Annotated in this window: 21 protein-coding genes; 15 read left to right on the top strand and 6 right to left on the bottom strand. The window is 59.4% G+C overall.

Translation table 11 applies throughout. The features are described 5' to 3' along the window. Window positions 1-28: 28 nt before the first annotated feature. Window positions 29-1,021, top strand: coding sequence for a D-2-hydroxyacid dehydrogenase (locus H3V09_RS02770; protein WP_198190858.1), 993 nt, complete (start codon window positions 29-31; stop codon window positions 1,019-1,021). A 39-nt stretch (window positions 1,022-1,060) separates the two neighbouring features. On the opposite strand, the gene H3V09_RS02765 is transcribed toward H3V09_RS02770, so the two are convergent. Beyond that, entirely contained in the window at window positions 1,061-1,651 is a 591-nt protein-coding gene (locus H3V09_RS02765) for a xanthine phosphoribosyltransferase (protein WP_121913463.1), read from the bottom strand. Between the two features lie 246 nt (window positions 1,652-1,897). Here H3V09_RS02765 and H3V09_RS02760 point away from each other — a divergent pair, with 246 nt between their 5' ends. Next, a complete protein-coding gene (locus H3V09_RS02760; protein ID WP_045924523.1) occupies window positions 1,898-2,191 on the top strand; it encodes a hypothetical protein in 294 nt (97 codons plus the stop codon). A 203-nt stretch (window positions 2,192-2,394) separates the two neighbouring features. After that, on the top strand, window positions 2,395-4,929 hold the full coding sequence (locus H3V09_RS02755) for a UvrD-helicase domain-containing protein (protein ID WP_198190857.1): 2,535 nt from the start codon (window positions 2,395-2,397) through the stop codon (window positions 4,927-4,929). A gap of 52 nt (window positions 4,930-4,981) precedes the next feature. On the opposite strand, the gene H3V09_RS02750 is transcribed toward H3V09_RS02755, so the two are convergent. Together H3V09_RS02750 and H3V09_RS02745 are read right to left on the bottom strand one after the other, a co-directional pair. Beyond that, entirely contained in the window at window positions 4,982-5,635 is a 654-nt protein-coding gene (locus tag H3V09_RS02750; protein WP_198190856.1) for a response regulator transcription factor, read from the bottom strand. Continuing rightward, entirely contained in the window at window positions 5,632-6,894 is a 1,263-nt protein-coding gene (locus tag H3V09_RS02745) for a histidine kinase (protein WP_198190855.1), read from the bottom strand. Before H3V09_RS02745 ends, H3V09_RS02750 begins: the two co-directional genes overlap by 4 nt. Before the next feature lie 179 nt (window positions 6,895-7,073). Here H3V09_RS02745 and H3V09_RS02740 point away from each other — a divergent pair, with 179 nt between their 5' ends. The 4 genes from H3V09_RS02740 to H3V09_RS02725 all read left to right on the top strand — a co-directional run bounded on the left by H3V09_RS02740 (window position 7,074) and on the right by H3V09_RS02725 (window position 11,305). Then, a complete protein-coding gene (locus H3V09_RS02740; RefSeq protein WP_198190854.1) occupies window positions 7,074-8,030 on the top strand; it encodes an ABC transporter ATP-binding protein in 957 nt (318 codons plus the stop codon). Between the two features lie 41 nt (window positions 8,031-8,071). After that, the gene (locus H3V09_RS02735) at window positions 8,072-9,265 is read left to right on the top strand and encodes an ABC transporter permease (RefSeq protein ID WP_198190853.1); all 1,194 of its coding nucleotides are present in this window, start codon (window positions 8,072-8,074) and stop codon (window positions 9,263-9,265) included. After that, a complete protein-coding gene (locus H3V09_RS02730) occupies window positions 9,252-10,589 on the top strand; it encodes an ABC transporter permease (protein WP_198190852.1) in 1,338 nt (445 codons plus the stop codon). Before H3V09_RS02735 ends, H3V09_RS02730 begins: the two co-directional genes overlap by 14 nt. A gap of 143 nt (window positions 10,590-10,732) precedes the next feature. After that, window positions 10,733-11,305: an NAD(P)H-dependent oxidoreductase gene (locus tag H3V09_RS02725; RefSeq protein ID WP_144177169.1), complete on the top strand. Its 573-nt coding sequence runs from the start codon at window positions 10,733-10,735 to the stop codon at window positions 11,303-11,305. 116 nt (window positions 11,306-11,421) lie between these two features. Here H3V09_RS02725 and H3V09_RS02720 read toward each other — a convergent pair whose 3' ends face one another. Together H3V09_RS02720 and H3V09_RS02715 are read right to left on the bottom strand one after the other, a co-directional pair. Continuing rightward, window positions 11,422-12,699, bottom strand: coding sequence for an MFS transporter (locus H3V09_RS02720; protein WP_198190851.1), 1,278 nt, complete (start codon window positions 12,697-12,699; stop codon window positions 11,422-11,424). Beyond that, window positions 12,696-13,382, bottom strand: a complete 687-nt coding sequence (locus tag H3V09_RS02715) for a TetR/AcrR family transcriptional regulator (RefSeq protein WP_198190850.1) — start codon at window positions 13,380-13,382, stop codon at window positions 12,696-12,698. The genes H3V09_RS02720 and H3V09_RS02715 overlap by 4 nt, the downstream gene beginning before the upstream one ends. A 317-nt stretch (window positions 13,383-13,699) precedes the next feature. Here H3V09_RS02715 and rpsD point away from each other — a divergent pair, with 317 nt between their 5' ends. From rpsD to mltG, 7 genes are all read left to right on the top strand, one after another. After that, entirely contained in the window at window positions 13,700-14,326 is a 627-nt protein-coding gene (rpsD, locus tag H3V09_RS02710) for a 30S ribosomal protein S4 (protein WP_015021916.1), read from the top strand. Window positions 14,327-14,418: 92 nt separating this feature from the next. After that, the gene (locus tag H3V09_RS02705; RefSeq protein ID WP_198190849.1) at window positions 14,419-15,087 is read left to right on the top strand and encodes a histidine phosphatase family protein; all 669 of its coding nucleotides are present in this window, start codon (window positions 14,419-14,421) and stop codon (window positions 15,085-15,087) included. Window positions 15,088-15,179: 92 nt separating this feature from the next. Beyond that, window positions 15,180-15,611 (top strand): DUF948 domain-containing protein, encoded by a 432-nt coding sequence (locus H3V09_RS02700; protein WP_198190848.1) that lies wholly within the window; start codon window positions 15,180-15,182, stop codon window positions 15,609-15,611. Beyond that, window positions 15,611-15,850, top strand: a complete 240-nt coding sequence (locus H3V09_RS02695; protein WP_046322979.1) for a hypothetical protein — start codon at window positions 15,611-15,613, stop codon at window positions 15,848-15,850. Before H3V09_RS02700 ends, H3V09_RS02695 begins: the two co-directional genes overlap by 1 nt. A 166-nt stretch (window positions 15,851-16,016) precedes the next feature. Further along, complete coding sequence (gene alaS, locus H3V09_RS02690) at window positions 16,017-18,698, top strand: alanine--tRNA ligase (protein WP_198190847.1); 2,682 nt, start codon at window positions 16,017-16,019, stop codon at window positions 18,696-18,698. Window positions 18,699-18,705: 7 nt separating this feature from the next. After that, window positions 18,706-19,188, top strand: a complete 483-nt coding sequence (gene ruvX / locus H3V09_RS02685; RefSeq protein WP_082097851.1) for a Holliday junction resolvase RuvX — start codon at window positions 18,706-18,708, stop codon at window positions 19,186-19,188. Next, entirely contained in the window at window positions 19,189-20,385 is a 1,197-nt protein-coding gene (gene mltG / locus H3V09_RS02680) for an endolytic transglycosylase MltG (RefSeq protein ID WP_232339342.1), read from the top strand. It abuts the gene before it with no gap. Between the two features lie 52 nt (window positions 20,386-20,437). Here the strand turns inward: mltG and H3V09_RS02675 are convergent, their stop codons facing one another. Then, window positions 20,438-20,911 (bottom strand): prepilin peptidase, encoded by a 474-nt coding sequence (locus H3V09_RS02675; RefSeq protein WP_046322976.1) that lies wholly within the window; start codon window positions 20,909-20,911, stop codon window positions 20,438-20,440. A 62-nt stretch (window positions 20,912-20,973) separates the two neighbouring features. Here H3V09_RS02675 and aroC point away from each other — a divergent pair, with 62 nt between their 5' ends. Continuing rightward, window positions 20,974-22,167 (top strand): chorismate synthase, encoded by a 1,194-nt coding sequence (gene aroC, locus H3V09_RS02670; protein ID WP_046322975.1) that lies wholly within the window; start codon window positions 20,974-20,976, stop codon window positions 22,165-22,167. Window positions 22,168-22,179: the final 12 nt, after the last annotated feature.

The following is a 22,179-nucleotide window of genomic DNA, read 5'->3' as shown; positions in this document are numbered from 1 at the left end:
ATGAAGACTGTTGCAAAGGACAGGAAAAATGACCAGCATTCTTATGTATTCAGTACGTCCCGACGAGCAGGAGGCCATCCAGGCCTGGGCGCAAGCCAATGACATTCAAGTGGATACCACTGATCACGATCTGGGGATGAAGACTGTTGACATGATCAAGGGATACGACGGAATCGTCATCCAGCAGCACGCTGCCTTGCCCGAGCCTGAGCTCTACCAGCGGCTCAAGGAGTATGGTCTCAAGCAACTCACTTTGCGGATCACCGGGTATGACATCGTCAACCTGCAGGCCGCTCGGGAGAACGGGTTGGTCGTCACCAACGTACCTGCCTACTCGCCCCGGTCGGTCTCCGAACTGGTTCTGGCCCAGGTCATGCGTCTGGTTCGGCATCTGGGGGAGGCCAGCGCTCGCGAGGCCAAGGACGACTATACATGGGCTGGGCTTCAGGCCCACGAGATCCATAACCTGACTGTGGGGATCATCGGCGCCGGCAAGATCGGATCAGCCGTGGCCAGAATCTTCCGGGCCCTGGGCTCCACCGTCATCGCCAACGATCCGGTTCACCGCCCCGAGCTGGCAGACACACTTGATTACGTGGATTTGCCCACCCTTTTGAAACGGGCCGACATCGTCACTGTTCATACGCCGCTGGACGATACCACCCATCATCTGATCAACGCGCAGGCCCTGGAAGCCATGAAGCCCTCGGCCTTCCTGATCAACGCCGCCCGAGGCCCCATTGTGGACACCCCGGCCCTGATCAAGGCCCTGCAGACCAAGTCCATTGCCGGTGCCGCCATCGACACCATCGAGGGGGAGGCCGGCATCTTCGAAAATGATTTGAGCGGAACCAAAGTCGACAACCAGGCACTGGAGACCCTCAAGGCCATGCCCAATGTGGAGGTCTCGCCCCACATCGGCTTCTACACCGATGCCGCCGTGACCGCCATGGTCGACATCTCGCTGAACGACGTGAAGACCATTCTGGAGGGCGGCACCAGCGAGCATCAGGTTGACTGACGCTATTGTTCCTGCGACCCGGACCGGGCGCCGACCTGCTCAGGCTGGATTCTGAGCAAAGGTGATGGTGCCCTGGTCTGGGTCCATGCTTTCCACGATGGCCAGGGACTTAAGGTTGTAGCCCTCTTCGCGCAGAGTGCGGCCGCCCTCCTGGAATCCCTTCTCCACGGCGATGCCGATGCCCTCGATGACGACCTTGGCGTCATGGCAGATGTTGATCAGACCGTGCAGGGCGTTGCCCTTGGCAAGGAAGTCGTCAAGGATCAGTACATGCTCGCCTTCCTTGAGGAAGCGCTTGGCCACGATGACGGGGTACTCACGCTGCTTGGTGAAGGAGTAGATGCGGGCTGTGTACTGGTCGCCGTCAAGGTTGATGGACTGGGTCTTCTTGGCGAAGACCACCGGCACGTCCCCGAAGTGGCGGGCGGCCAGGCAGGCGATGCCGATTCCGGATGCCTCGATGGTCAGAATCTTGTCGATCTGGTGTCCAGCGAACAGGCGGGCCCATTCAGCGCCCATGTGGTCGAAGAGCCGCACGTCGCACTGATGGTTGAGGAAGGCGTCCACCTTGAGTACATTGCCAGGCTTGACCGTGCCCTGGCGGCGGATTCGCTCCTCAAGTTCCTGCATGTCATCGTCCTTGTCGTCATGAATGCGGGGCCCCTATGGTCCCGACGGATAGACACCAAGATAACCCGGTTCTGGGACTGTTGTCCGTCGCCCTGATCCGCCAGGTTTCACCTCCAGCGGATTGGAGTGTCTTCCTGGCGTGTCAGCCCGTCAATCCGCGGATTCAAGGCCCTGACTGTTACAGTGAAAATTGACCGCAATGGTCACGCATCGTCACGGTGCGTTCAAGGACCTAAGGAGGACCATATGGGGATTCTGGATGATGCAAAGGATGCCATGAAGTCTGCCGGCGAGAAGATTTCCGATGTCGCTGGCGATGTCAAGGACACCGTTATGGACAAGGCATCCGATGCCAAGGACGCCGTTGCCGATAAGATGGGCGACGCCAAGGACGCTGCCCAGGACAAGATGGGCGACGCCAAGGACGCCGCCTCCGACAAGATGGACCAGGCCAAGGCCGATGCCAAGGTCGGCAAGGCCAAGGCTGAGCAGGGCGCCACCGAGGCTGTCAACAACGCCAAGGACCAAGTGCGCAACTGACTGGGTCATCTCGACTTCCCCGACTAAATCCCGTTCGCTTTCCCTATCTAAGGCGGACGGGGTCTTTTATGTCTGCCGGTATGTCTGCGGCTAACCCTTGAGCCAAGATCGATGACACCGCTTTGTGGTAGAAATGGTTGTTTGCCGGGTGTGCGCCATCCGGCCTGTGACGGTGACCGAGACCAGATGGCAAGAGGTGGCTTGTGAACGAGGAACCGGACTTGATCCAGCGCAGCGCCAAGGAGCTGCTCAAGGGGCTCAACGATCGTCAGGCCGAGGCAGTGCAATACCAGGGGCCGGCCCTGCTGATCGGGGCAGGCGCAGGCTCAGGCAAGACCAGGGTGCTGACCCGCAGAATCGCCTGGATCCTCAGTCAGTTTGGTGCCTGGCCCAGTCAGATTCTGGCCATCACCTTCACCAACAAGGCGGCCTCCGAGATGCGCGAACGTCTGCGTAGGTTGATTGGGCCTGTGGCCGACCGCATGTGGGTGTCTACCTTCCATTCAGCCTGCGTACGTATTCTGAGGCGAGATGGCAAGGAGATCGGCTTACGGTCGGGCTTCACCATCTATGACACAGCCGATTCCGAGCGCCTGATCAAGCTGATCGGCAAGGATCTCAACATTGATCTGAAGCGCTACACCCCAAGAAACATTCTGAGCCACATATCTGACTACAAGAACAACCTGCAGGATTGGCGCACGCAGCTGCAGGAGTACGCCCCCGACTACCGGCCCGGTCAGCGCGGCCAGCAGATCACCGCCCGCTTCGGCAACGAGGAGGAGCTCTACTCCGTAATCTACGCCGAGTATGAGCATCGGCTGGCTCAGGCCAATGCTGTCGACTTCGACGATCTGATCGTACGTACGGTCCAGTTGCTCCAACAATCCCCAATGGTGGCGCAGTACTACCATCATCGTTTCCGCTACGTGCTGGTGGACGAGTACCAGGACACCAACCATGCCCAGTATGTACTCATGCGCGAGCTGGCCGGCGCCGATGCTGACAAGCAGGATCCCGCCTGGATTACCGTGGTGGGCGATTCGGATCAGTCCATCTATGCCTTCCGAGGGGCTGACATCAGCAACATCAGGGACTTTGAAAAGGACTTCCCCGGAGCCCGGACCATCCTCCTGGAGCAGAACTACCGTTCCACCCAGACCATTCTGGATGCGGCCAATGCCATCATTGTCAAGAACGAGGGCCGCAAGCCCAAGAAACTCTGGACTGCCCTGGGCAAGGGTGAGCCCATCGTGGGCTATGCAGCCGACAACGCCCAGCAGGAGGCCGCCTGGATTGCCACCGAGATCGCCCGGTTGCGCAGCGAGGAGGGCATTCCCTACTCCGACATGGCCATCATGTACCGGGCCAACGCCCAGTCCCGCGCCCTGGAAGAGGGGTTGATCAATGCCGGCCTGCCTTATCAGCTGGTGGGTGGGACCCGCTTCTATGAGCGTAAGGAGATCAAGGACGCCCTGGCATACCTGCACGCCATCGCCAATCCCCAGGATGACGTGAACATGCGGCGGATACTCAACGTGCCCAAGCGGGGCCTGGCCGCACGTGCCGAGGCAGCGGCGACCTCCTATGCGGATCTGCATCAGGTCTCCTTCTGGGAGGGGGTGCAACATATAGAGGAGGTGCCCGGGGCTTCCACGCTGATGGTCAAGCGGATGAAGGCCTTCAGGGATCTGATCACCTCCTTGACCGGCTTTGCCGCAGAGCACGATACCAAGCCGTCTCAGATCGTCGAGAAGGTTCTGGAGGAGTCCGGCATGCTGGATGAGCTTCGCAAGTCGGTTGACCCGCAGGATGCCTCCCGGCTTGAGAACCTTGGCCAGTTGCAGTCCGTGGCCGCCGAGTTCGAGCAGAAGACTCCTGACGCTACCTTGGCAGGTTTCCTGGAGACCACAGCACTGGTGGCCGACTCGGACCAGCTGCCAGGCCTCGGCGACGACTCAGGCAAGGTGACGCTGATGACCCTACACACGGCCAAGGGCCTGGAGTATCCGGTGGTCTTCCTGACCGGCATGGAGCAGGGAACCTTCCCGCACTCCCGCTGTCTGGAAGATGCCGATGAGATGCAGGAAGAGCGTCGGCTGGCCTATGTGGGCGTGACTCGTGCCAAGCGGCGTCTCTACCTGACCCGGGCGGCCGTCCGCTCTCAGTGGGGGCAGGTCAATGAGATGCTGCCCAGCCAGTTCCTGGACGACATCCCTGACGAGTTGATCGACTGGAAGCGTCGACAGACAGGAAACGAGCGGATGCGCGCAGGTTGGGACCTGGGTGATGACGAGGACGAATTCGGTGGTTTCGAGGATGAAAGCGATGGCCGAGCGTTCGGTCATCGCTCATTCGGTGGGTTTGGCTCCGGATCCGGGTTTGGCTCTTCCCGCAGTGGGTATGGACGCTCGCGAACCTCCTCACAGCGTTCGTTTGGGTCATCAGGGTATGGCTCTCGCGGCTCCTCCTCAAGAAATGGAAGAGTCACGACCAGACGCAGCACAACAAGCTCATCGTCAACCTCACACGCTGGCAGGGCCTCAGCCCAACCAAAATCGAATGGCCTGTCCATTCAAGACTTTTCCCTGGGTGACAGGGTGGCCCACGACCAGTATGGCCTGGGCAAGGTTGTCGACATTCAGGACAAGGGGCACAACTCGGTCCTGACCGTGGACTTCGGTTCTGAGGGGACCAAGAGGCTGATGCTGCGCTTGGCACCAATCGAAAAGCTCTGAACGATCACGACTCGGAGCCTGTCCAGGGGGCGAGACCGCCGAACCTATGCGCTCATCTCTCTTGCAAGGATAGCCATTCTACGGCGAGCTGGGTCCGGTTGCCCAGGTTGGTCTTGGCTAGGATAGCGGAAATGTGATTGCGGACGGTGCCCTCGCTGAGATAGAGCCGCCTGGCGATGGCCTGATTATCGAGGCCATCGGCCACAAGAGCGACGATTTCACGTTCGCGGTCCGTCAGTGTTTGGAAGCGTCTGGGGCGAGGGTCGGCTGGATCTTTTTGCGTCTGCTCCTCTTGCTTGCCAAGTGAGAGATTAGCCACTGCTTCAGCGCCAAGAACCGTCTGACCAGCCATCACAGCTTGCAGGGCCGGCACCACTGAAGCCACGTCCTGCTTGATCACATAGCCCTTGGCACCCAAGGCCAGGGCGCGGAAAATATACTCCTTGTCCGCAAAGGTGGTCAGAAAGAGCACTCGTGCAGTCGAATCCATGGCGATGATGCGCTCCGCCGCCTCCAGGCCATCCATGCCAGGCATCTGCACATCAAGCAGCAGCACGTCAGGCCTCCCATCAGCTGCCTGGTAACAATCCAGGGTTGCCTGACCGTCATTGGCAGTCCAGAGCACGTCTGCAGCGCCGGTTGCCGTCAAAATTGTTGACAGGGACGAGCAGACGATCGGATCGTCATCAGCGATAGCGACTTTCATGCCATTACCTTCCTATCCTCTACGTGCTCAGTTGCACTGCGGTTGAACCAGGGCTCCTTTGGCAAGGATACGAAGACCTTCCATCCTTTTCGGTTGGGTCCGCTGTTGGTTGTGCCGCCCAGGGCTCTGGCCCTGGCCTCTATATCGGCCAGCCCCATGCCGCGCCGGAGCTCTGGTTTCTTATGACGCGAGCTGTCAGGTTGCGAGTGCTGAATTCCGCCGTCGTCTTGAACCACCATCTGCCAGAAGGCCGGTAGGTCGCGCAGAATGACCTGTGCCGACTTGGCCGAAGAGTGGCGGACCGTATTGGTAAGGGCCTCACGAACAATGCTGGCCAGGCAACGGCACACCGGTGCAGGCGCTGTCTTAATGCCGTTGTTCAGATCGACCTGTAGCCGCCCCATAGAAGCCTCGGAGCTGGCATCCTCCATCTGGGATGCGAAGTCGGTGCCCTCATCCTCCAAGTCATGCACCGAACGACGAATTGTGGTCATTGCTTCGTCTAAAGTCTTTCCGACACTATCAAAGACTTGCTCGGTACTCTGATCGCCTTTGCTCTGAGCAACCACCCGGCCAGCCTGGGTCTGCATGATGGCTCGAGTGAGTAGGTGGCCTACATTGTCATGAATATCTCGGGCAATCCGGGTCCGCTCGGTTAAGTGTGCCATCCGGGTCGCCTGGGCCCGCTCCTCGTCCAGGTCGTTGATGCGGCCATGCAGTTGGCGGATCCTGTAGCGCTCGGTGTCTTCAATCTGCCATACACGACCCTTAGCTACGGCCAAGTGCGCGCACGTCAGTCCGCCGCCTTGCGCCAGTGCTGAGGTCAATAAAGCCAGCAGGGCATAGCGTTGGGGGAGGCCTCTGAACTGTATGAGGTCGGCCATGCCAGGTATCAGCCAAAAGAATGCCGGCAGCAAGGCTAAGAGCAGCCTGGGCCAGACCAGCCCAGAGTCCTTGGTCTGGGGGACCTTCATACCGACTGACCCGGTAGCCGGGACCATGCTTCCGAGTCCGACCCCCGCCTCAAAAGCCAGCGCTGGCAAGAAGAAAAGCCAGTCTGGTATAAATGTTGCCAAAAGCGACACCAGAGCGCCACCCCACATGGAACCCGGCGCTGGCAACAGCCATTCGCACAGGGCTCCTGCGGCTACTGAGGCCAAGAGGCCTGCGATCAGGATTCCTGAAATCTCTGAACCATACCATGATCCGCATAAGGTCCCCAGACCAAGCAGGACCAGCCAGCCAGCTATCCTGCCCATGAATGTCTCCTCGCCCTGTTGCCCTATTGTCTCAAATAGTAATTGGCGGGCTACCCGTTCCTGAGCCTATCCGAAGGCAGGACTACCCATGACAAATGTCATTGGTCTGATTTGAGCATCCACAACATTGATGACGGCTGTCATGGTGTTGGGCCAGTTGTAGCTGGGATGATGGAATCATGAACAGTTCACGTGAGCAAGAGCCGGCCCTGAAGGTCAATGCATTGGTGAAGCGCTACGGTGACATGGTGGCCTTGGACCACTTCGACATGGAAGTCAATCGAGGCGAAGTTTTCGGACTGCTTGGTCCCAATGGTTCAGGCAAGTCAACCGCCATCAACTGCATACTGGCCCTGCTCAGCTTTGAATCGGGGACGGTTCGGATATTCGGGCATGAGATGACCCCGACCTCCTATGACCTCAAAAGTCATATCGGCGTGGTTCCTCAGAATGTGGCTGTTTTCAACGAACTGAACGTGCAGGAGAACATCGACTATTTTTGCTCCCTCTATGTGCCTAAGAAGGCCGACCGCAAGGAGCTGGTGGAACAGGCCATAGACTTCGTAGGGCTGGGCGACTTCCGCAGGTTCCGCCCCGGCAAGCTGTCGGGCGGTCTGTTGCGCAGGCTCAACATCGCCTGTGGCATCGCCCATCAGCCCGACCTCATCTTCTTTGACGAGCCCACCGTCGCCGTGGATCCCCAGAGCCGCAACGCCATCCTGGAAGGTATCGAGCGGCTGAACGCCCAGGGGGCCACCGTAGTTTACACCAGCCATTACATGGAGGAGGTGGAGCAGATTTGCACGCGCATCATGATCATGGACCACGGCCGACAGATTGCCCTAGGCACTGCTGAGGAGCTCAAGGGCATGGTCCAGGCCGGCGAGCAGGTCACTGTCGAGACACTGGATTTGAAGGAGTCTACACTGGCCAAGATCCGTGCTCTGCCTCTGGCCCAGTCCGTCGATTATGACGGCAAGGAATTGGTTATCCACTGCCGGCAGGGCGAGCACAACTTGCAGGATGTGCTGACGGTCCTGGAATCCACCCAGACCAGCTACGGCCACCTGACCAGCCGTCCGCCATCCCTGAACGACGTGTTTCTGGAACTGACCGGCAAGGAACTACGCGACTGAGCGCGGTCCCTAGGCTCAATTGCCGTAAGGAGCACATATCTATGTGGAACTCATTCCTGATCAACGTCAAGACCTCGATACGCAATACCTCCTCCCTCTTCTGGGTACTGGCCTTTCCAGTCATATTGGCCGCTCTGATGCTGGGCATCATGGGCAACCTGCAAGACGGTTACTCTGCCGAGGCGCAACATTTCGCCATAGTCTCTGACGCCAACTGGAAAGCCAGCCTGGGCGCTGACGAATTGGTTTCATCACTATCGAAGAAACCCAAGGCCGGGTCCGATGACACTCAGCTGCTTATCCCGACGACGGTGGCTTCCAGGGCCGAAGCAGACACACGTCTGGATAGTCAGAAGGACATCGGCTACCTGTACGCTGGTTCTGACGGACGGGTCAACATGGTCCTGTCCGATCGTGAAGCCGCCAACATCCAATCCGACTCAACTGCCTCAGAAGGCATAACGGTCTCCATTCTCTCCGCCTCGCTAGTCAGCTTCAATCAGGCCAACGCTGCAAGGTCAACCTTGGCCTTGCCAAATACTCAAATACTGCTGCAATCCGCCCGACAGACCTACACTAAGCAAATCCGTCTGACCCATATCAATCCTTCGATGACCGCACCTTACTTCTTTGCCGTGCTCGCTATGGCCTGCCTTATCGGCGCCAGCACCGCAGCAGAGATGATTGCCAGGACTCAGCCCAACCTTTCAGCCCTGGGAGCCCGACGGGCCAGTTCTCCCAGCTCCAAGTGGCGGCAGGCAGCGGGCGCCTTCCTGGCCTCCTGGCTCTTCTCCGCAGTCAGCCTTCTGGTCGCCTACATCTTCGTCCGCACAGTCTGCGGCGTGCAAACCGGTGGTCGTGACCCGATAGCCCTCATGGCCATCGCCGTGGGCACCTTTATGGCTACCGCTTTCGGCTCTATGATGGGAGCGATCCCTAAACTTTCCACCGAAACGAAGGTTGGCCTGGTCATAGGCATCGACTGCACGCTGAGTGCCTTTATCGGCCTCTACGGTAGCCTGGCTATGGACCTTAATAACGCCATCCAGGAGCATGCTCCGATCCTCCACCTGATCAACCCTGTCAAGCAGGTCTCCAACCTCTTCTACGACATCGTCTACTACGACAGCCTGGCACCCTTTGCCCGCACCTGCGGCATCCTGGCTATCATGGCCGCCATCTTCCTGGCCATTTGCGGTCTGTTCCTAAGGAAACAACGTTATGAATACTTGTAAAACAGCGCTGCGCGTCATCTGGGCGCATAAGTTCTACCTCCTCTTGTATCTGGTGGGCATGAGCCTCATCATGATTGTCATCGGTTCCACGAACATGCAGGCCGCGGTACGTGCCAATGCCTCAAGCTCGGTTGGTCGCTTTGAACCCGCGAAGGCGAAAATAGTCGTTATTAACAGGGACCACGGCAACCAGGTTGGTTGTGCGCTGGGCCAAGGTCTGGAGCGGTATCTGGGCAAGTCGGCCCAACTGGTGACAGTCGAAGATAGTCCCCAGGCCCTGCAGGATGCCAACGTATCCGGCAAAAGCGATTTGACCGTCATCATTCCAGCGGAATATGGCCAGCGCTTTCTTGATGCGCTTGAAAATACTGCTGCCCAAGCTCACAGCGGTAGCAAAGCCCCTGGTTTCCCTAAAGTTGAAACAGCTGCCTCCTATAATTCCAGCCGCGGCAGTTTGGCACAACTGCAGGTGGACAGTTATTTCGATGCTCTTCGTACTGCTCTGCTGCCAGATCTGGGCCAAAACGGTCCCATGGAGCTGCATTCGTCTGCTGCGATCAAGGATGCGGCTGCCTATGCAGTATCGCACTATGCCAGCAACCAGCCACATGTGGGCATCCATGCCAGCCCAAAGGATGATGACCATGGCGCCCTCTTGGAAGGTTTCGCCACCACCGTCGGCCTGGCTGCCTTTCCCTTGATGACAGCGCTGACGGTCTGTGTTGCTACGCTTTTCGGAGCCTTCAGCTCTCCCGACCGACATCGACGCCTGCTTGCCTCTCCAATGCGTTCAAGTAGCCTGAACGGACAGGAGCTCACGGCAGCCCTCATCCTCGCAGGCTTCTCCTGGATATATTACGTGGCACTCGTCGCCTTCAGCATGGCGGCGTCAGGGGTGTCTTTGGCTTCGCTTGGCTGGGGGAGGGTGCTGCTGAGCTTTTTCGTCATGCTGATATTCGCTGTGTCGGCGGCCTCCTTTGGATTCATGCTTGCTCAGTTCAATCCTTCCTCTTCTCTTATAAACTCGGTAGGGGTCATCTTCGGCTTGGTGGTTATGTTCACCTCCGGGTCAAGTTCGGGAGGCCCCCTGCCTCCGGTCATGCAGACCATCGGCAAATTGACTCCTGGCTGGTGGTACAACACCACTGTCCAATCAATCATGGATTCACGTGCAGCAGGTCTGACCTCTTGGGGTCTTCCGCTGATCGTGGTTGCCCTGTTCGCTCTGGCCTATGCCTGTGTCGGTCTCATGGTCTCACGCCTCACCCGCACTCGCGCCACCCTGGTCGCTCCTGTCAGTTCCGACCCAAGTATGATTGGGTAGTTTTCCTGCATTCATATCATCTTTCTGTCAACAGTTTTGCTTATGATAATCTACCAAATATTAAATTATTTTAGATAATAGAGTCGGCAGAGGTTTTCGATAGCGCCTAAACTAGATGCAGCATAACTGAAGAAGTAAACGATATGAACATACTCGTTATTCAAGGATCACCCTATGAAGGTAGTTTCAGCCATACCAACGCCCAGGCTTATGCACAAGCTGCCCGGCGTAAAGGCCACACGGTCGAAATGATCGACCTCAGCCAGGAAGACTTCGACCCGGTGCTTCGCTACGGCTATGTCAAGCACATGGAAGACGAATCAGCACCTAAGCGTTATCAAAGCATGGTCGCCCGAGCCGACCATCTGGTCTTTGTCTTCCCCATTTGGTGGGCAGGTGAACCGGCCATCCTCAAGGGCTGGTTAGATAGGGTACTCACGCCACAATTTGCATACCGGTATGAAAGCAGCCTTAAATCGGAGGGGCTGCTCAGAGGCAAGACGGCGCAAATTATCAGCAGCAGCCATGGGCCGGCCTTCGTCTCCAAGATGTATGGCTCAACCGTGACCCGATGGAAGTACTCCATCCTGAAATTCTGCGGTATCAAATTCACCGGGGCCAGCATTCTGGGCCGCATAGACTCGAAGGTTGATACACCTGAACGCCGCGAAGCCTTCACTCAGAAGATTTGCAAGACAGTACCCTCAACAAAGTAAGGCCTGTCAGCCTTATTGAGATGCTTATGTGTCTACGTCGCTAAGTAATGGACCTTTGGTCGCCAATGTCGAAAAGCGCCGGCGCGGCATTCAAAAAAGGGCATATGCCATGCCATTTATTCGTCCGGATTCATGGCAAGCCTGGCAATCACACATGTCAGCAGTGTCACCGTGACCACCCCAGCGATGATCAGGGTCATGGGGCAGTGGTCGATCAGCGGGCCGAAGGCGGCCTGTCCCAGTGGAATCGCGCACATGCATAGGCTGTTGGTCAGTCCTATCACCTTGCCTATCAGCCCTACAGGGGTATGAATCTGCTCATAGGAAAGGGAGGTGATGTTGACCGTCTGCACCACTCCCGCAGCCAGAGCCATGCACCCGGTGACCAGGGCGAAGAGGACACGAGTAGGCAAATGCAGAAGCAGCCCTGCGGCAATGGGCAGGAGGACCAGGGCGCTGCCCGAAAGCAGCATGGGTATCCGTTGCAGATAGAACCAGGTTGGGCGGATGGACACCAAGATGGCTCCAAGCAGGCTCCCGCAGGCCAGTATTCCTTCGGCCAGCCCCTGCATGGCATTGTTCAGACCCAGCGTACGAGTGACCATATATGGTAGTGCCACGTTGACGTAGGAGGCAAAGATCAAGTTGGCCGCCAGACTGAGTCCTATGACCACTTTGAGGTTGCCATGCCGGACCAGAAATTGTGCCGCAGCTTTGGTGTCCGCGACCAGATGGCTCACCAGTGCCCTCGGACCTTGGGAGGTGCCCTGTGCTGGTTCGGGAATCCTGACCGCAATTCTGATCCAGACGGCAGAAAGAAGACATACCAAGGCAGCAACCCCGACTACTTGCACGATTCCGAAGAAGCCCATGACCATGCCGGCCAATACTGGTCCGATCATTCCTACGAGGGAGATCGCCTGGGACACCAGGGCTGATGCGCGGGTCAGGTCTTTTCTGTCTACCAGGCAGTGGAGGGCTGCTTGCACCGTTGGGCTGTAACAGGCCCTATAGGCATTGACCAGCATCATGCAGGCCACGGTCAAAAAAACCGGGTCGATCTTGCGGCTGATCAGGATGTACAAGAGTGCTGTCAATGCCGACAGAACGTCCAGGACTGCCATGGTGGACTGCTTGTGCAACCGGTCGGCCAGAGCTCCGCCCAGGGGGGTCAGGAGAATGGATGGAAGGACTGCCAGAGCGGATGCCATGCCATAAAGTGATGCCGATCCTGAGATGTTGAGCAGGTGAAGTGGGAGGGCGAAGACCAAGCATGTTTGCCCTAGATTAGATAGAATCTCAGTCGTCAGAAGAGCAATGAATGGCAGTGTCAGCAGCCCCTTGCCCTTGGAGTGGCCCATGTTTGAGGTTTGGCCGCTAGCGGGCGGGTTCATATACTGCCTTCGCTTTCAGTCTTTTCCTTGTTGTTGCCTTTGGTGTCGGTACCGAAGGATGCCAGCGAGTCGGAGAATCCCTGGTCTTGCAGGGGGATACCCAAGCTTTGCATGATCGTGAAGAAACAGGCGGCTCTGGTGCGTAGTTCAGCCTGCCTACCACGGCGAAAGAAAGGCAGCAGCCACATGTTGGCCAGCAAGCGGAGAATCTCCGCGGCTTGTTTGACGTGGTCCACGTGCAGTGAGCCGTCCTGATTGCCTTGTTTCAAGAGATCGACAAAGTCGTCCCGCTCGTCCACCATGGCGGTGAATTCCATGCCGATCATCTTGGGATTAGCCTTTGGATTGAATTTGCGGAACATCAGCTCCGCGGCCTCCAGTCTCTTTTGCGCTCGCCCGGGGGAGAAGAGCGACTGCAGCTGCTCCAATGCCGTGCCTTGTTCCGTCCGGGGTCGGGTCTTGTCGGTTGTCTCGCTCATGGTCCTCATCAACCTATCGGCCACGGCATCAAAGAGGTCTTCCTTGGACTGGAAGTGATGGTAGACGGCTCCCTTGCTCAAGCCTCCGGTCGCATCGATGATGTCCTGCATGCTGGTTTTGTCGTAGCCCCGGCTGGTGAAGAGCCCGGTTGCGGCTTTGATGATTCGTTCCTGCGTCAGCTCAGGGTGTGCGTTGCGGGCCATGGTCGTTTTCCTTTCAGGTCGATGATGATGAGCCGTCGTCGATTGGATGGTGAGGCTGCCATTCCTGCGTCAATTTCATACCGACCGTTGGTATGAATATATCACAACACTCTCCTCTGGCAGGTCAGGCACATGTGGTTTAATAAACACTTGGTTTGCGCATTTGTGCGTGAATCTATCTGGAGTCTCAGCCCATCAATGGGTCGGCGGCCGCAAGGTCGTTCGTGCTTGGCACGGTGAAGCATTGGAGAGGCCTGACTCGACGGTTCCGGCCGTCTTCGTTCAGATAACGACAGAAGCAAGTAAGGATTGCATCAATGACTAACATTCAGCGTGCACGTCGGCAGGTCCGCCTGTCCCGTGCTCTGGGCATTGCCCTGACGCCCAAGGCCCAGCGCCTGTTCGAGAAGCGCCCCTATGGCCCCGGCGAGCACGGCCGCAGCCGTCGTCGCACCGAGTCCGATTACGCCGTTCGTCTGCGGGAGAAGCAGAGGCTGCGCGCCCAGTACGGCGTCTCTGAGAAGCAACTGCGTGCCGCCTATGAGCGGGGCACCCACGAGTCCGGCCAGACCGGTGCCGCAATGCTTCGCGAGCTGGAGTGCCGCCTGGATAACCTGGTCCTGCGCGCCGGCATCGCCCGCACCACCGCTCAGGCCCGTCAGTACGTGGTTCACCGCCACATCCTGGTCGACGGCAACATCGTGGACCGGCCCTCCTACAGGGTCAAGCCCGGCCAGACCATCCAGGTCAAGCCCAAGAGCCAGACCATGGTGCCCTTCCAGATCGCAGCAGAAGGCGTCCACCGGGATGTGCTGCCAGCAGTCCCCGGCTACCTGGACGTGGACCTGGCCTCCCTGAAGGCCAGTCTGGTCCGCAAGCCCGAGCCGGAGGAGATTCCGGTTCAGATTAACATCCAGTACGTGGTCGAGTTCTACGCTCGCTGACCGCCAGCAACTTTGGGGCCCCGGTTTGTCCGGGGCCCTTTGCATACCAAAATCTGCCGCTTCTGCCGAAGCATGGGTGGGATAATAGAGGCATGTTGCTCCATCTGTATGCTGTCCGCCATGGACAGACCTATTTCAATCGCTACAACCGTCTCCAGGGATGGTCCAACTCGCCGCTGACTTCATCGGGGCTGCAGGATGCCGACCGTGCAGGCCACAAATTGAGCCAGGTGAGCTTTGCGGCCGCCTACTGCTCGGACACCACACGCGCCCAAGAGACAGTCCACAGGATCCTGGACAAGAACCAGTCGGAGAAGAAGCCTGAGCCGGTCAGTGACAGCCACTTCCGTGAGCAGTTCTACGGCTATTTCGAGGGACAGGACATGGCCATGGCCTGGTGGGCTGCAGGCGCGCCTCATGGGGCTGGCACCTATCAGCAGATCGTGGACCGTTTCGGCCTGGCAGCCACCAGGGACTTCCTCAAGGAGGCAGATCCCTTTGGCGATGCCGAGTCCGACAACGAGTATTGGACGCGGATTGCCGGCGGATTCGCCCTGATTGCCTCCGGCCAGCACCTGAAGAATGACGACCGCGTCCTACTGATCTCGCACGGCAACACACTGCTTAGTTTGGTCAACCGCTTCGGCGGGGGCAGATATGACACCAGCAGCCGCCCAAGCAATGGAAGCGTCACCATATTCGACTTCGATACGGATGCCCCTTTTGAGCGGGCCCTGCAGGTACGGTCCTTCAATCGCTGAACCGGCTTCAACAGGCCGGTCATGTCCTGGACTGATAGACGGCGCGTGCTAGCGTTGTCCCCAGTATCGTACCAATGGAAGAGAGGTAGCAGATGGACGTAGGACAGATTGCCGGCCTGATAGCGGCTATTGCCTTCGCTATCCTGGCGGGGTTTCTGATCTATCCCCTGATTCGTCTGGGGAAGCTCTTCGATCAGCTGGCGCAGACCATCAAGCAGACGGGCGATCATGTGGTGCCCACCCTGGACGAGTCCACCAGCACGGTCACTCAACTCAACCAGACTCTGACTGACGTCAATCGCATCTCCGCAGCGGCCTCAACCACTGCAGGCAACGTCGGTGCTCTAACCGATCTGTACGGATCAATGCTGGGCAAGCCGGTCATCAAAGTAGCAGCCTTCCTATATGCCTTGCGCAAGACGATTTCGTCATTCCTTTCAGGAGGCCGTGACAACGCTGGAGTCCAGTCCTCAACAGCCAAAAAGGCCAATGACGGCCAAGGGAACGAGGGGAGGACCCGCTGATGTTCAAACGGATCTTCTGGCTGGGGTTGGGCGTGACAACAGGCGTGGTCCTGGTGACCAAGGCTGAGGCCTATGTGAGGGCCAATACCCCCAAGCGTGCCCGGGAATTCGTTCTGGGCGAGGACCAGGACCAGGTGGCCTCTCGGACCTTGTCCGGACTGGTGCGCCAATTCACCCAGACAATGCATCAGCGGCAGGACGAGCTGGACCGCCGCTATCTGGACCGTTTCCAGGGCTGAGCCTGGGGCGGACAGACCAGGACAGATGCACCTGGTCGGTGTAAAATCACCATATTCAGCTATGAGTCCGGAGTGCGGGCGACCTGCTCGTGCCCCGGACAACCGAGTCATTTGGACAACCCGCAAGCCCGTCGGCGTTCACCGGGTCTGAAGGAGCAGAAGCAGCATGCGCACATCGGAAATCGCCAAGCGTTTCCTCGATTATTTCCAGGGCAAGGATCATCTGGTGGTCCCATCCGCATCCCTGATCTCGCCCAATCCCACCACGCTCTTCACCATCGCCGGCATGGTCCCCTTCATCCCCTACCTGTTGGGGGAACAGACCCCGCCCAAGAGCCGGATGGCCAGCAACCAGAAGTGCGTGCGCACTCTGGACATCGACGAGGTGGGTAAGACCACCCGTCACGGCACCTTCTTCCAGATGCTGGGCAACTTCTCCTTTGGGGACTACTTCAAGGAGGAGGCCATCCACTACGCCTGGGACCTGCTGACCAAGCCCCAGGACCAGGGCGGCTACGGCTTCGACCCCGATACGATCTGGGTGACCACCTACACCGACGATGACGAGGCTCGCTCCCTATGGAAAAACGAGGGCTTCGACCCCGAGCACATGGAAATTTTGGGCATGGAGGACAACTTCTGGACCACCGGCGGCCCCGGCCCTGGCGGCCCTTGCTCTGAAATCTATGTGGACCGTGGGCCTGCTTATGGCAAGGAGGGCGGCCCCTCGGCCGATGAGAACCGGTACATCGAAATATGGGATCTGGTCTTCGAGAACTACGAGGTGGACAACGTCCGCTCCAAGACCGACCTGCACATCGTGGGCGAGCTGGAGCACAAGAACATCGACACCGGCGCCGGATTGGAGCGCCTGGCCTACCTGCTTCAGGGCAAGCAGAACATCTACGAGACCGACGAGGTCTATCCCGTCATCCAGGCGGCCGAAGGTCTGTCCGCTCGGCACTACGGCGATGACGCCCAGGATGACGTGCGCTTCCGTGTGGTGGCTGACCATGTTCGCTCGGCTTTGATGATCATGAGCGACGGCGTCCGTCCCAGCAACGTCGGCCGTGGCTATGTGCTGCGTCGTCTGCTGCGCCGGACCATCCGCTCCATGAAGATGCTGGGCGTGGACCAGGAGGTTCTGCCCCAGCTCTTCCCGGTCTCCAAGGAGGCCATGGCTCCCAGCTACCCAGAGCTCAACGACACCTTCTCCGAGGTGGCCGAATCGGCCTATGGCGAGGAGCTGGCCTTCCGCCGGACCCTGGACAAGGGGACCACCATTTTGGATACGGCCGTCAACAAGGCCAAGAGCGGGAAGGGCGACCCCGAGGTTTCGGGCAAGGATGCCTTTACCCTGCATGACACTTACGGCTTCCCCATCGAGCTGACCCTGGAGATGGCTGCCGAGCAGGGTGTCAAGGTGGACCAGGACGAGTTCCGAAAGCTCATGAATGAGCAGAAGTCCAGGGCCCGCGCCGATGCCATGAAGAAGCGGCACAACGTCGATCTGAGTGTCTACGACGATATGCGCAAGAGTCTGGACGAGCCTCAGGTCTTCCTGGGCTACACCGACTTCTCCAGCCGCTCGACCGTCCTGGGCATCATCCAGGAGGGCAAGGGGGCGGTTCCGGCTGTCAAGGCACCTGCTCAGGTTGAGGTTATTCTGGACCGCTCGCCCTTCTACGCCGAGGCCGGCGGCCAGCTGGCCGACCAGGGTGAGATATTGACCGACGATGGAGCCGTCCTGGAGGTGGACGACGTGCAAAAGCCCATCAAAGGGCTGACCATCCACCGCTGCCGGCTGACTGAAGGAACGCTGATCCTGCAGGCCAAGGTCACGGCCACCATCGACCGGAACCGGCGCGGCGCCATCGCCCGCTCGCACACCGCCACGCACATGGTCCATAAGGCTCTGCGAGAGGAACTGGGTCCCCAGGCCACGCAGCGCGGTTCCGAGGATGCACCCAACAGGCTGCGTTTCGACTTCCAATGGTCGCAAGCTCCCAGCCGCCAGGCCATGGATGCGGTGGAATCCCGTGTCAACGACCGCCTGCGGGACAACCTGGCCGTGACCGCGCAGGAGATGAAGTATGACGATGCCATCGCCCTGGGCGCCATGCATCTGTTCGGGGAGAAGTACGGCGACGTGGTCCGTGTGGTCTCCATTGGCGAGGACGGCTGGAGCCGTGAGCTCTGCGGGGGAACCCATGTGGATCACGTGGGCAAGATCGGTGCGGTCTCCATCATGTCCGAAGCCTCGGTGGGTACCGGTGTTCGTCGTGTGGATGCCGTGGTGGGCCAGGGCGCTTACGAGTACAACGCCCGTGAGCACGCCCTGGTCTCTCAGCTTTCCGACAAGCTCAACGCCCGCCCTGACGAGCTTGAGTCAAGGATTTCGGCCCTGCTGGCCAAGCTCAAGGAGTCCGACCGCCGACTGGCGGCCACCTATGAGCAGCAGATGGCCCAGGCTGTGCCCGAACTGGCCAACCAGGCCTTGCATGCCCCGGGCGAGGTCAAGGTTGCATCCCGGAACATGGGACATTTCGGCTCGGTCGATGCTCTGCGCAAGACGGTGACCGACCTGCGGGCCCGCATGGGCGAGGAGTACCCGGTTGTGGTCGCACTGGCCGGTGTAAGCGAGGATGGCAAGCCCGTCATCTTCGTAGCCACCAACCAGGCGGCCCGTGACCGCGGTCTCAGGGCCGGCGATTTGGTCAGGACGGCTTCCAAGGTCCTGGGAGGCGGCGGTGGGGGCAAGCCTGACTTTGCCCAGGGTGGCGGCCAGGATGCCTCGGCCATCGATCGGGCCTTGAAAGCCCTGAGTGATCAGGTCCAAGAAGGCTGAGCTTCCCGTGGGATCACAGACAGCCGTGTGGCTGGGGGTGGATCTTGGTGAGGCCAGGGTGGGTCTGGCCCTGTCGGACCCGGAGCTGACCCTGGCCTTTCCCGCTGGCAACATCAAGGTTCAGGGCGACTACTTCCAAGCCCTGGACCAGGTGGAAGACCTGATTATGGACAAGTGTGTTTCCAAGGTTGTAGTCGGACACCCCTTGCTTCTGAGCGGCCAGGCTGGTCGCAGCGCAAAAAAGGCGGCCCGTTGGGTGCGTGCATTGACTGGACGCCTGCAGGAGGCCGCCCAGGATGCCGACATTGCCCCTGAGCAGCTGCCCAGTGTAGTATTGCGAGACGAACGACTGACGACCGTCAGCGCCCATCGTCAGCTATATGATGCCCGCGTGGACGGGCGAAGACATCGTCCCGTGGTCGATCAGCAGTCCGCTGTTGTGCTGTTGCAGTCGGCCCTGGACGACCAACGTGCCGACAAGGAGTGCTAATTGGCCGACGACATGCAGGAATTCTTCCAGAACAAAGTTCAGTGGGTTACCGATGGGCAGGCCCCGGTTTCCGCCATGCCGCCGCGTCCTCCTCATTCGCGCCGTGAAATGCGCCGTCGGCGCGAAAGGCGCAAGCATCGCAAGCAGATCATGATCGTTATCATCGCCCTGGCTGTTGTGCTGGCCACCTCATGCGTAGTGATTCTGGTAGGCGGGCTGCGTCATGGCGCCCCTAGGATCGTAGCCACCAAGGAGGTCGCCCCTGACTATCCAGGTCCCGGCGGACAGCCGCTGGAGTTTACTGTCGAGAGCGGTCAGGGTGCTGATCAGGTGGGTGCCAATTTGGTCAAGGCCGGGGTGGTCAAGTCCACGGCAGCCTTCCTGCACGCCATCACCAGTACCCAGTCCGAATCCAGGCTTCTGCCCGGCGTTTTCGATCTGCGTTTGCGGATGAAGGCCTCGGATGTGGTTGCCATTCTGACTGACAGCAGCAAGGCTGGAGGCTTCCTGCAGGTGCGGGCCGGCGAACGGGTCCGCGACGTGGTCGCCCGGGCCGCCCAGCTTTCCGGTGTTCCGCAGAGCGAATTCGACACCCTGATTCAAGCCAAGGGCGAGGGCATCCTGCCCCAGGAGGCACAGGGCAACTTCGAGGGGTGGCTGCAACCTGGCGAGTACGACGTGCGCAAAGCCGGGTCGGCCAAGGCCATTTTGAGCAATCTGGTGTCCAAGCGAATCGAGCACCTGGACCAGTTGGGCGTGCCCGGTGGTCAGGATCGGCAGACCATACTCAATACGGCCTCCATCACCGAGGCCGAGGTCAACAAGTCGGAATACTACAGCAAGGTGGCCCGGGTCATAGAAAACCGATTGGCCAAGGGGATGCCCTTGGGCATGGACAGCACCGTGGCATACTCCAACAATGTCTCCGCCTTGAAGCTGACCGATGCCATGTTGAAGAACGCCGATGACCCCTACAACACCAGGGTCCATCCGGGTCTGCCTCCAGGCCCCATCGGCAGCCCTGGGGATGAGGCCATCCAAGCAGTCATGCACCCTGAGTCGGGCGACTGGCTCTATTTCGTCACTGTGAACATGGATACAGGAGAGACCAGGTTCAGCGACAACCAGGATCAGTTCAACCGGGATGTCAAGGAGTACAAGGCCTGGGAGTCCCAGCACAACCAGCAGGGCGAGTAGCGCTTTTTCCCTGGATTTCAAGGTCTCAATTGTCAACTAGATGCATACGGCATTAGAAGGCATTGATTATTAAGGCCGTTACCGCTGCGGCGAGGATGATCGGGACATAGGCCAGCGAGAGTGGGGTGTTTGTTCTGTCTGATCTGCGGCGGCGTGCCAACCAGACCAAAGCCAGTGCGACCAGTCCCAGCAGCCCCATCATCAACCACCAAACCAGGATGGTTGTCCATCCCAGAACTGACAGGCTCAGGGCGACCAGACCCGTGGCGGTCACGTCGCCCAGCCCCAAGGCACCGGGTCGGACCAGGGCCAGCAGAAACTGAAGGCCTGCAGAGGCCAGAGTCAGCAGCAGGCACTGCGTGAGCAGCATCATCCGACCCCGGATTAGCGCAAAGACCAGCAGGACCACGGTCTGCAATACCAGTCCCACGAGCACCAGAAGACGTGGGACTCGCCGGGTGCGGATATCGATCAGGGCCAGGAGGAGGGCGATCAGCAGTCCCGGCGCTGGGATGAGGTAGACCATCTTCTAAGATAATCATACGTAGCCCTAACCTGGCAAACGAGGAACGAACGAGGAGCTTGAATATGTTGCGCTGGCAGACGGCAGGGGAATCCCATGGAGAGGCCCTAGTGGCCATGTTGGAGGGTCTGCCCGCCGGGGTTGCCGTGTCCACCAAGGATATTGAATCAGCCCTGGCTCGCCGACGGTTGGGCTATGGTCGCGGGGCCAGGATGGGCTTTGAGCAGGACCGGGTGCGACTGTTGACCGGTGTCAGGCATGGACGGACGCTCGGTTCGCCAGTGGCCATCGAGATCGGTAACACTGAGTGGCCCAAGTGGGAGCAGGTGATGAGTGTGGACGAGCTGCCTGCCGATCAGGAGCCTCCGGCCACCGGTCGTAATGCACCACTGACCAGGCCCAGGCCCGGCCACGCCGATCTGACCGGTATGCGCAAGTATGGGTTTACAGATGCGCGTCCGGTACTTGAGCGTTCCTCGGCCAGGGAGACTGCCTCCCGGGTTGCTCTGGGATCGGTGGCTGCCGACTTCCTGCAGCAAGCCTTGGGCATACGAACTGTCTCCCATGTCATCTCTATAGCCGGTGTCGGCTTGGAGGGTCATGAAGTCACGCCCGGCCCAGAGGACGCACCCGCCTTGGATGCCTCGCCGGTCAGGACTCTGGACAAGGACGCTGAGAAGCGGATGATGGCCAGAATCGATCAGATCAAGAAGGACGGCGACACCGCTGGTGGGGTCTTCGAGGTCATCGCTTATGGCGTGCCTGCGGGCTTGGGCACTTATGTGGAGGACGACCGGCGTTTGGATGCGGCCCTGGCCAGCGCCTTCATGGGCATTCAGGCCATCAAGGGCGTGGAGATCGGCGACGGATTCAGCGAGGCTGATCGTCCAGGATCGCAGGCCCATGACGAAATGGAGCCCGGTCCTGACGGCACCATTCGCAGGCTCAGCAACCATGCAGGCGGTCTGGAGGGTGGCACGTCCAATGGCCAGCCCATTAGGGTGAGGGCCGCCATGAAGCCCATCTCCTCGGTGCCGCGGGCTCTGCGTACGGTGGATGTGGCCACCGGACTGCCTGCCCAGGCCATCCATCAGCGTTCCGACGTGACCGCCGTGCCTGCCGCTGCAGTGATCGGCGAAGCTATGATGAACCTGACCCTGGCGCGATTCGCTTTGGAGAAGTTCGGCGGCGACTCGCTCGAAGAGGTTCGGCGCAATGCCCAGGCCTACCTTCAGTCCTGGCCCGAGCATCTGCGGTGAGGGGCGGTCTTG

Source organism: Bifidobacterium sp. M0399 (assembly GCF_016100595.1).
Lineage (GTDB): Bacteria > Actinomycetota > Actinomycetes > Actinomycetales > Bifidobacteriaceae > Bombiscardovia > Bombiscardovia polysaccharolytica.
This window is presented reverse-complemented; position numbering and strand designations above follow the sequence as displayed.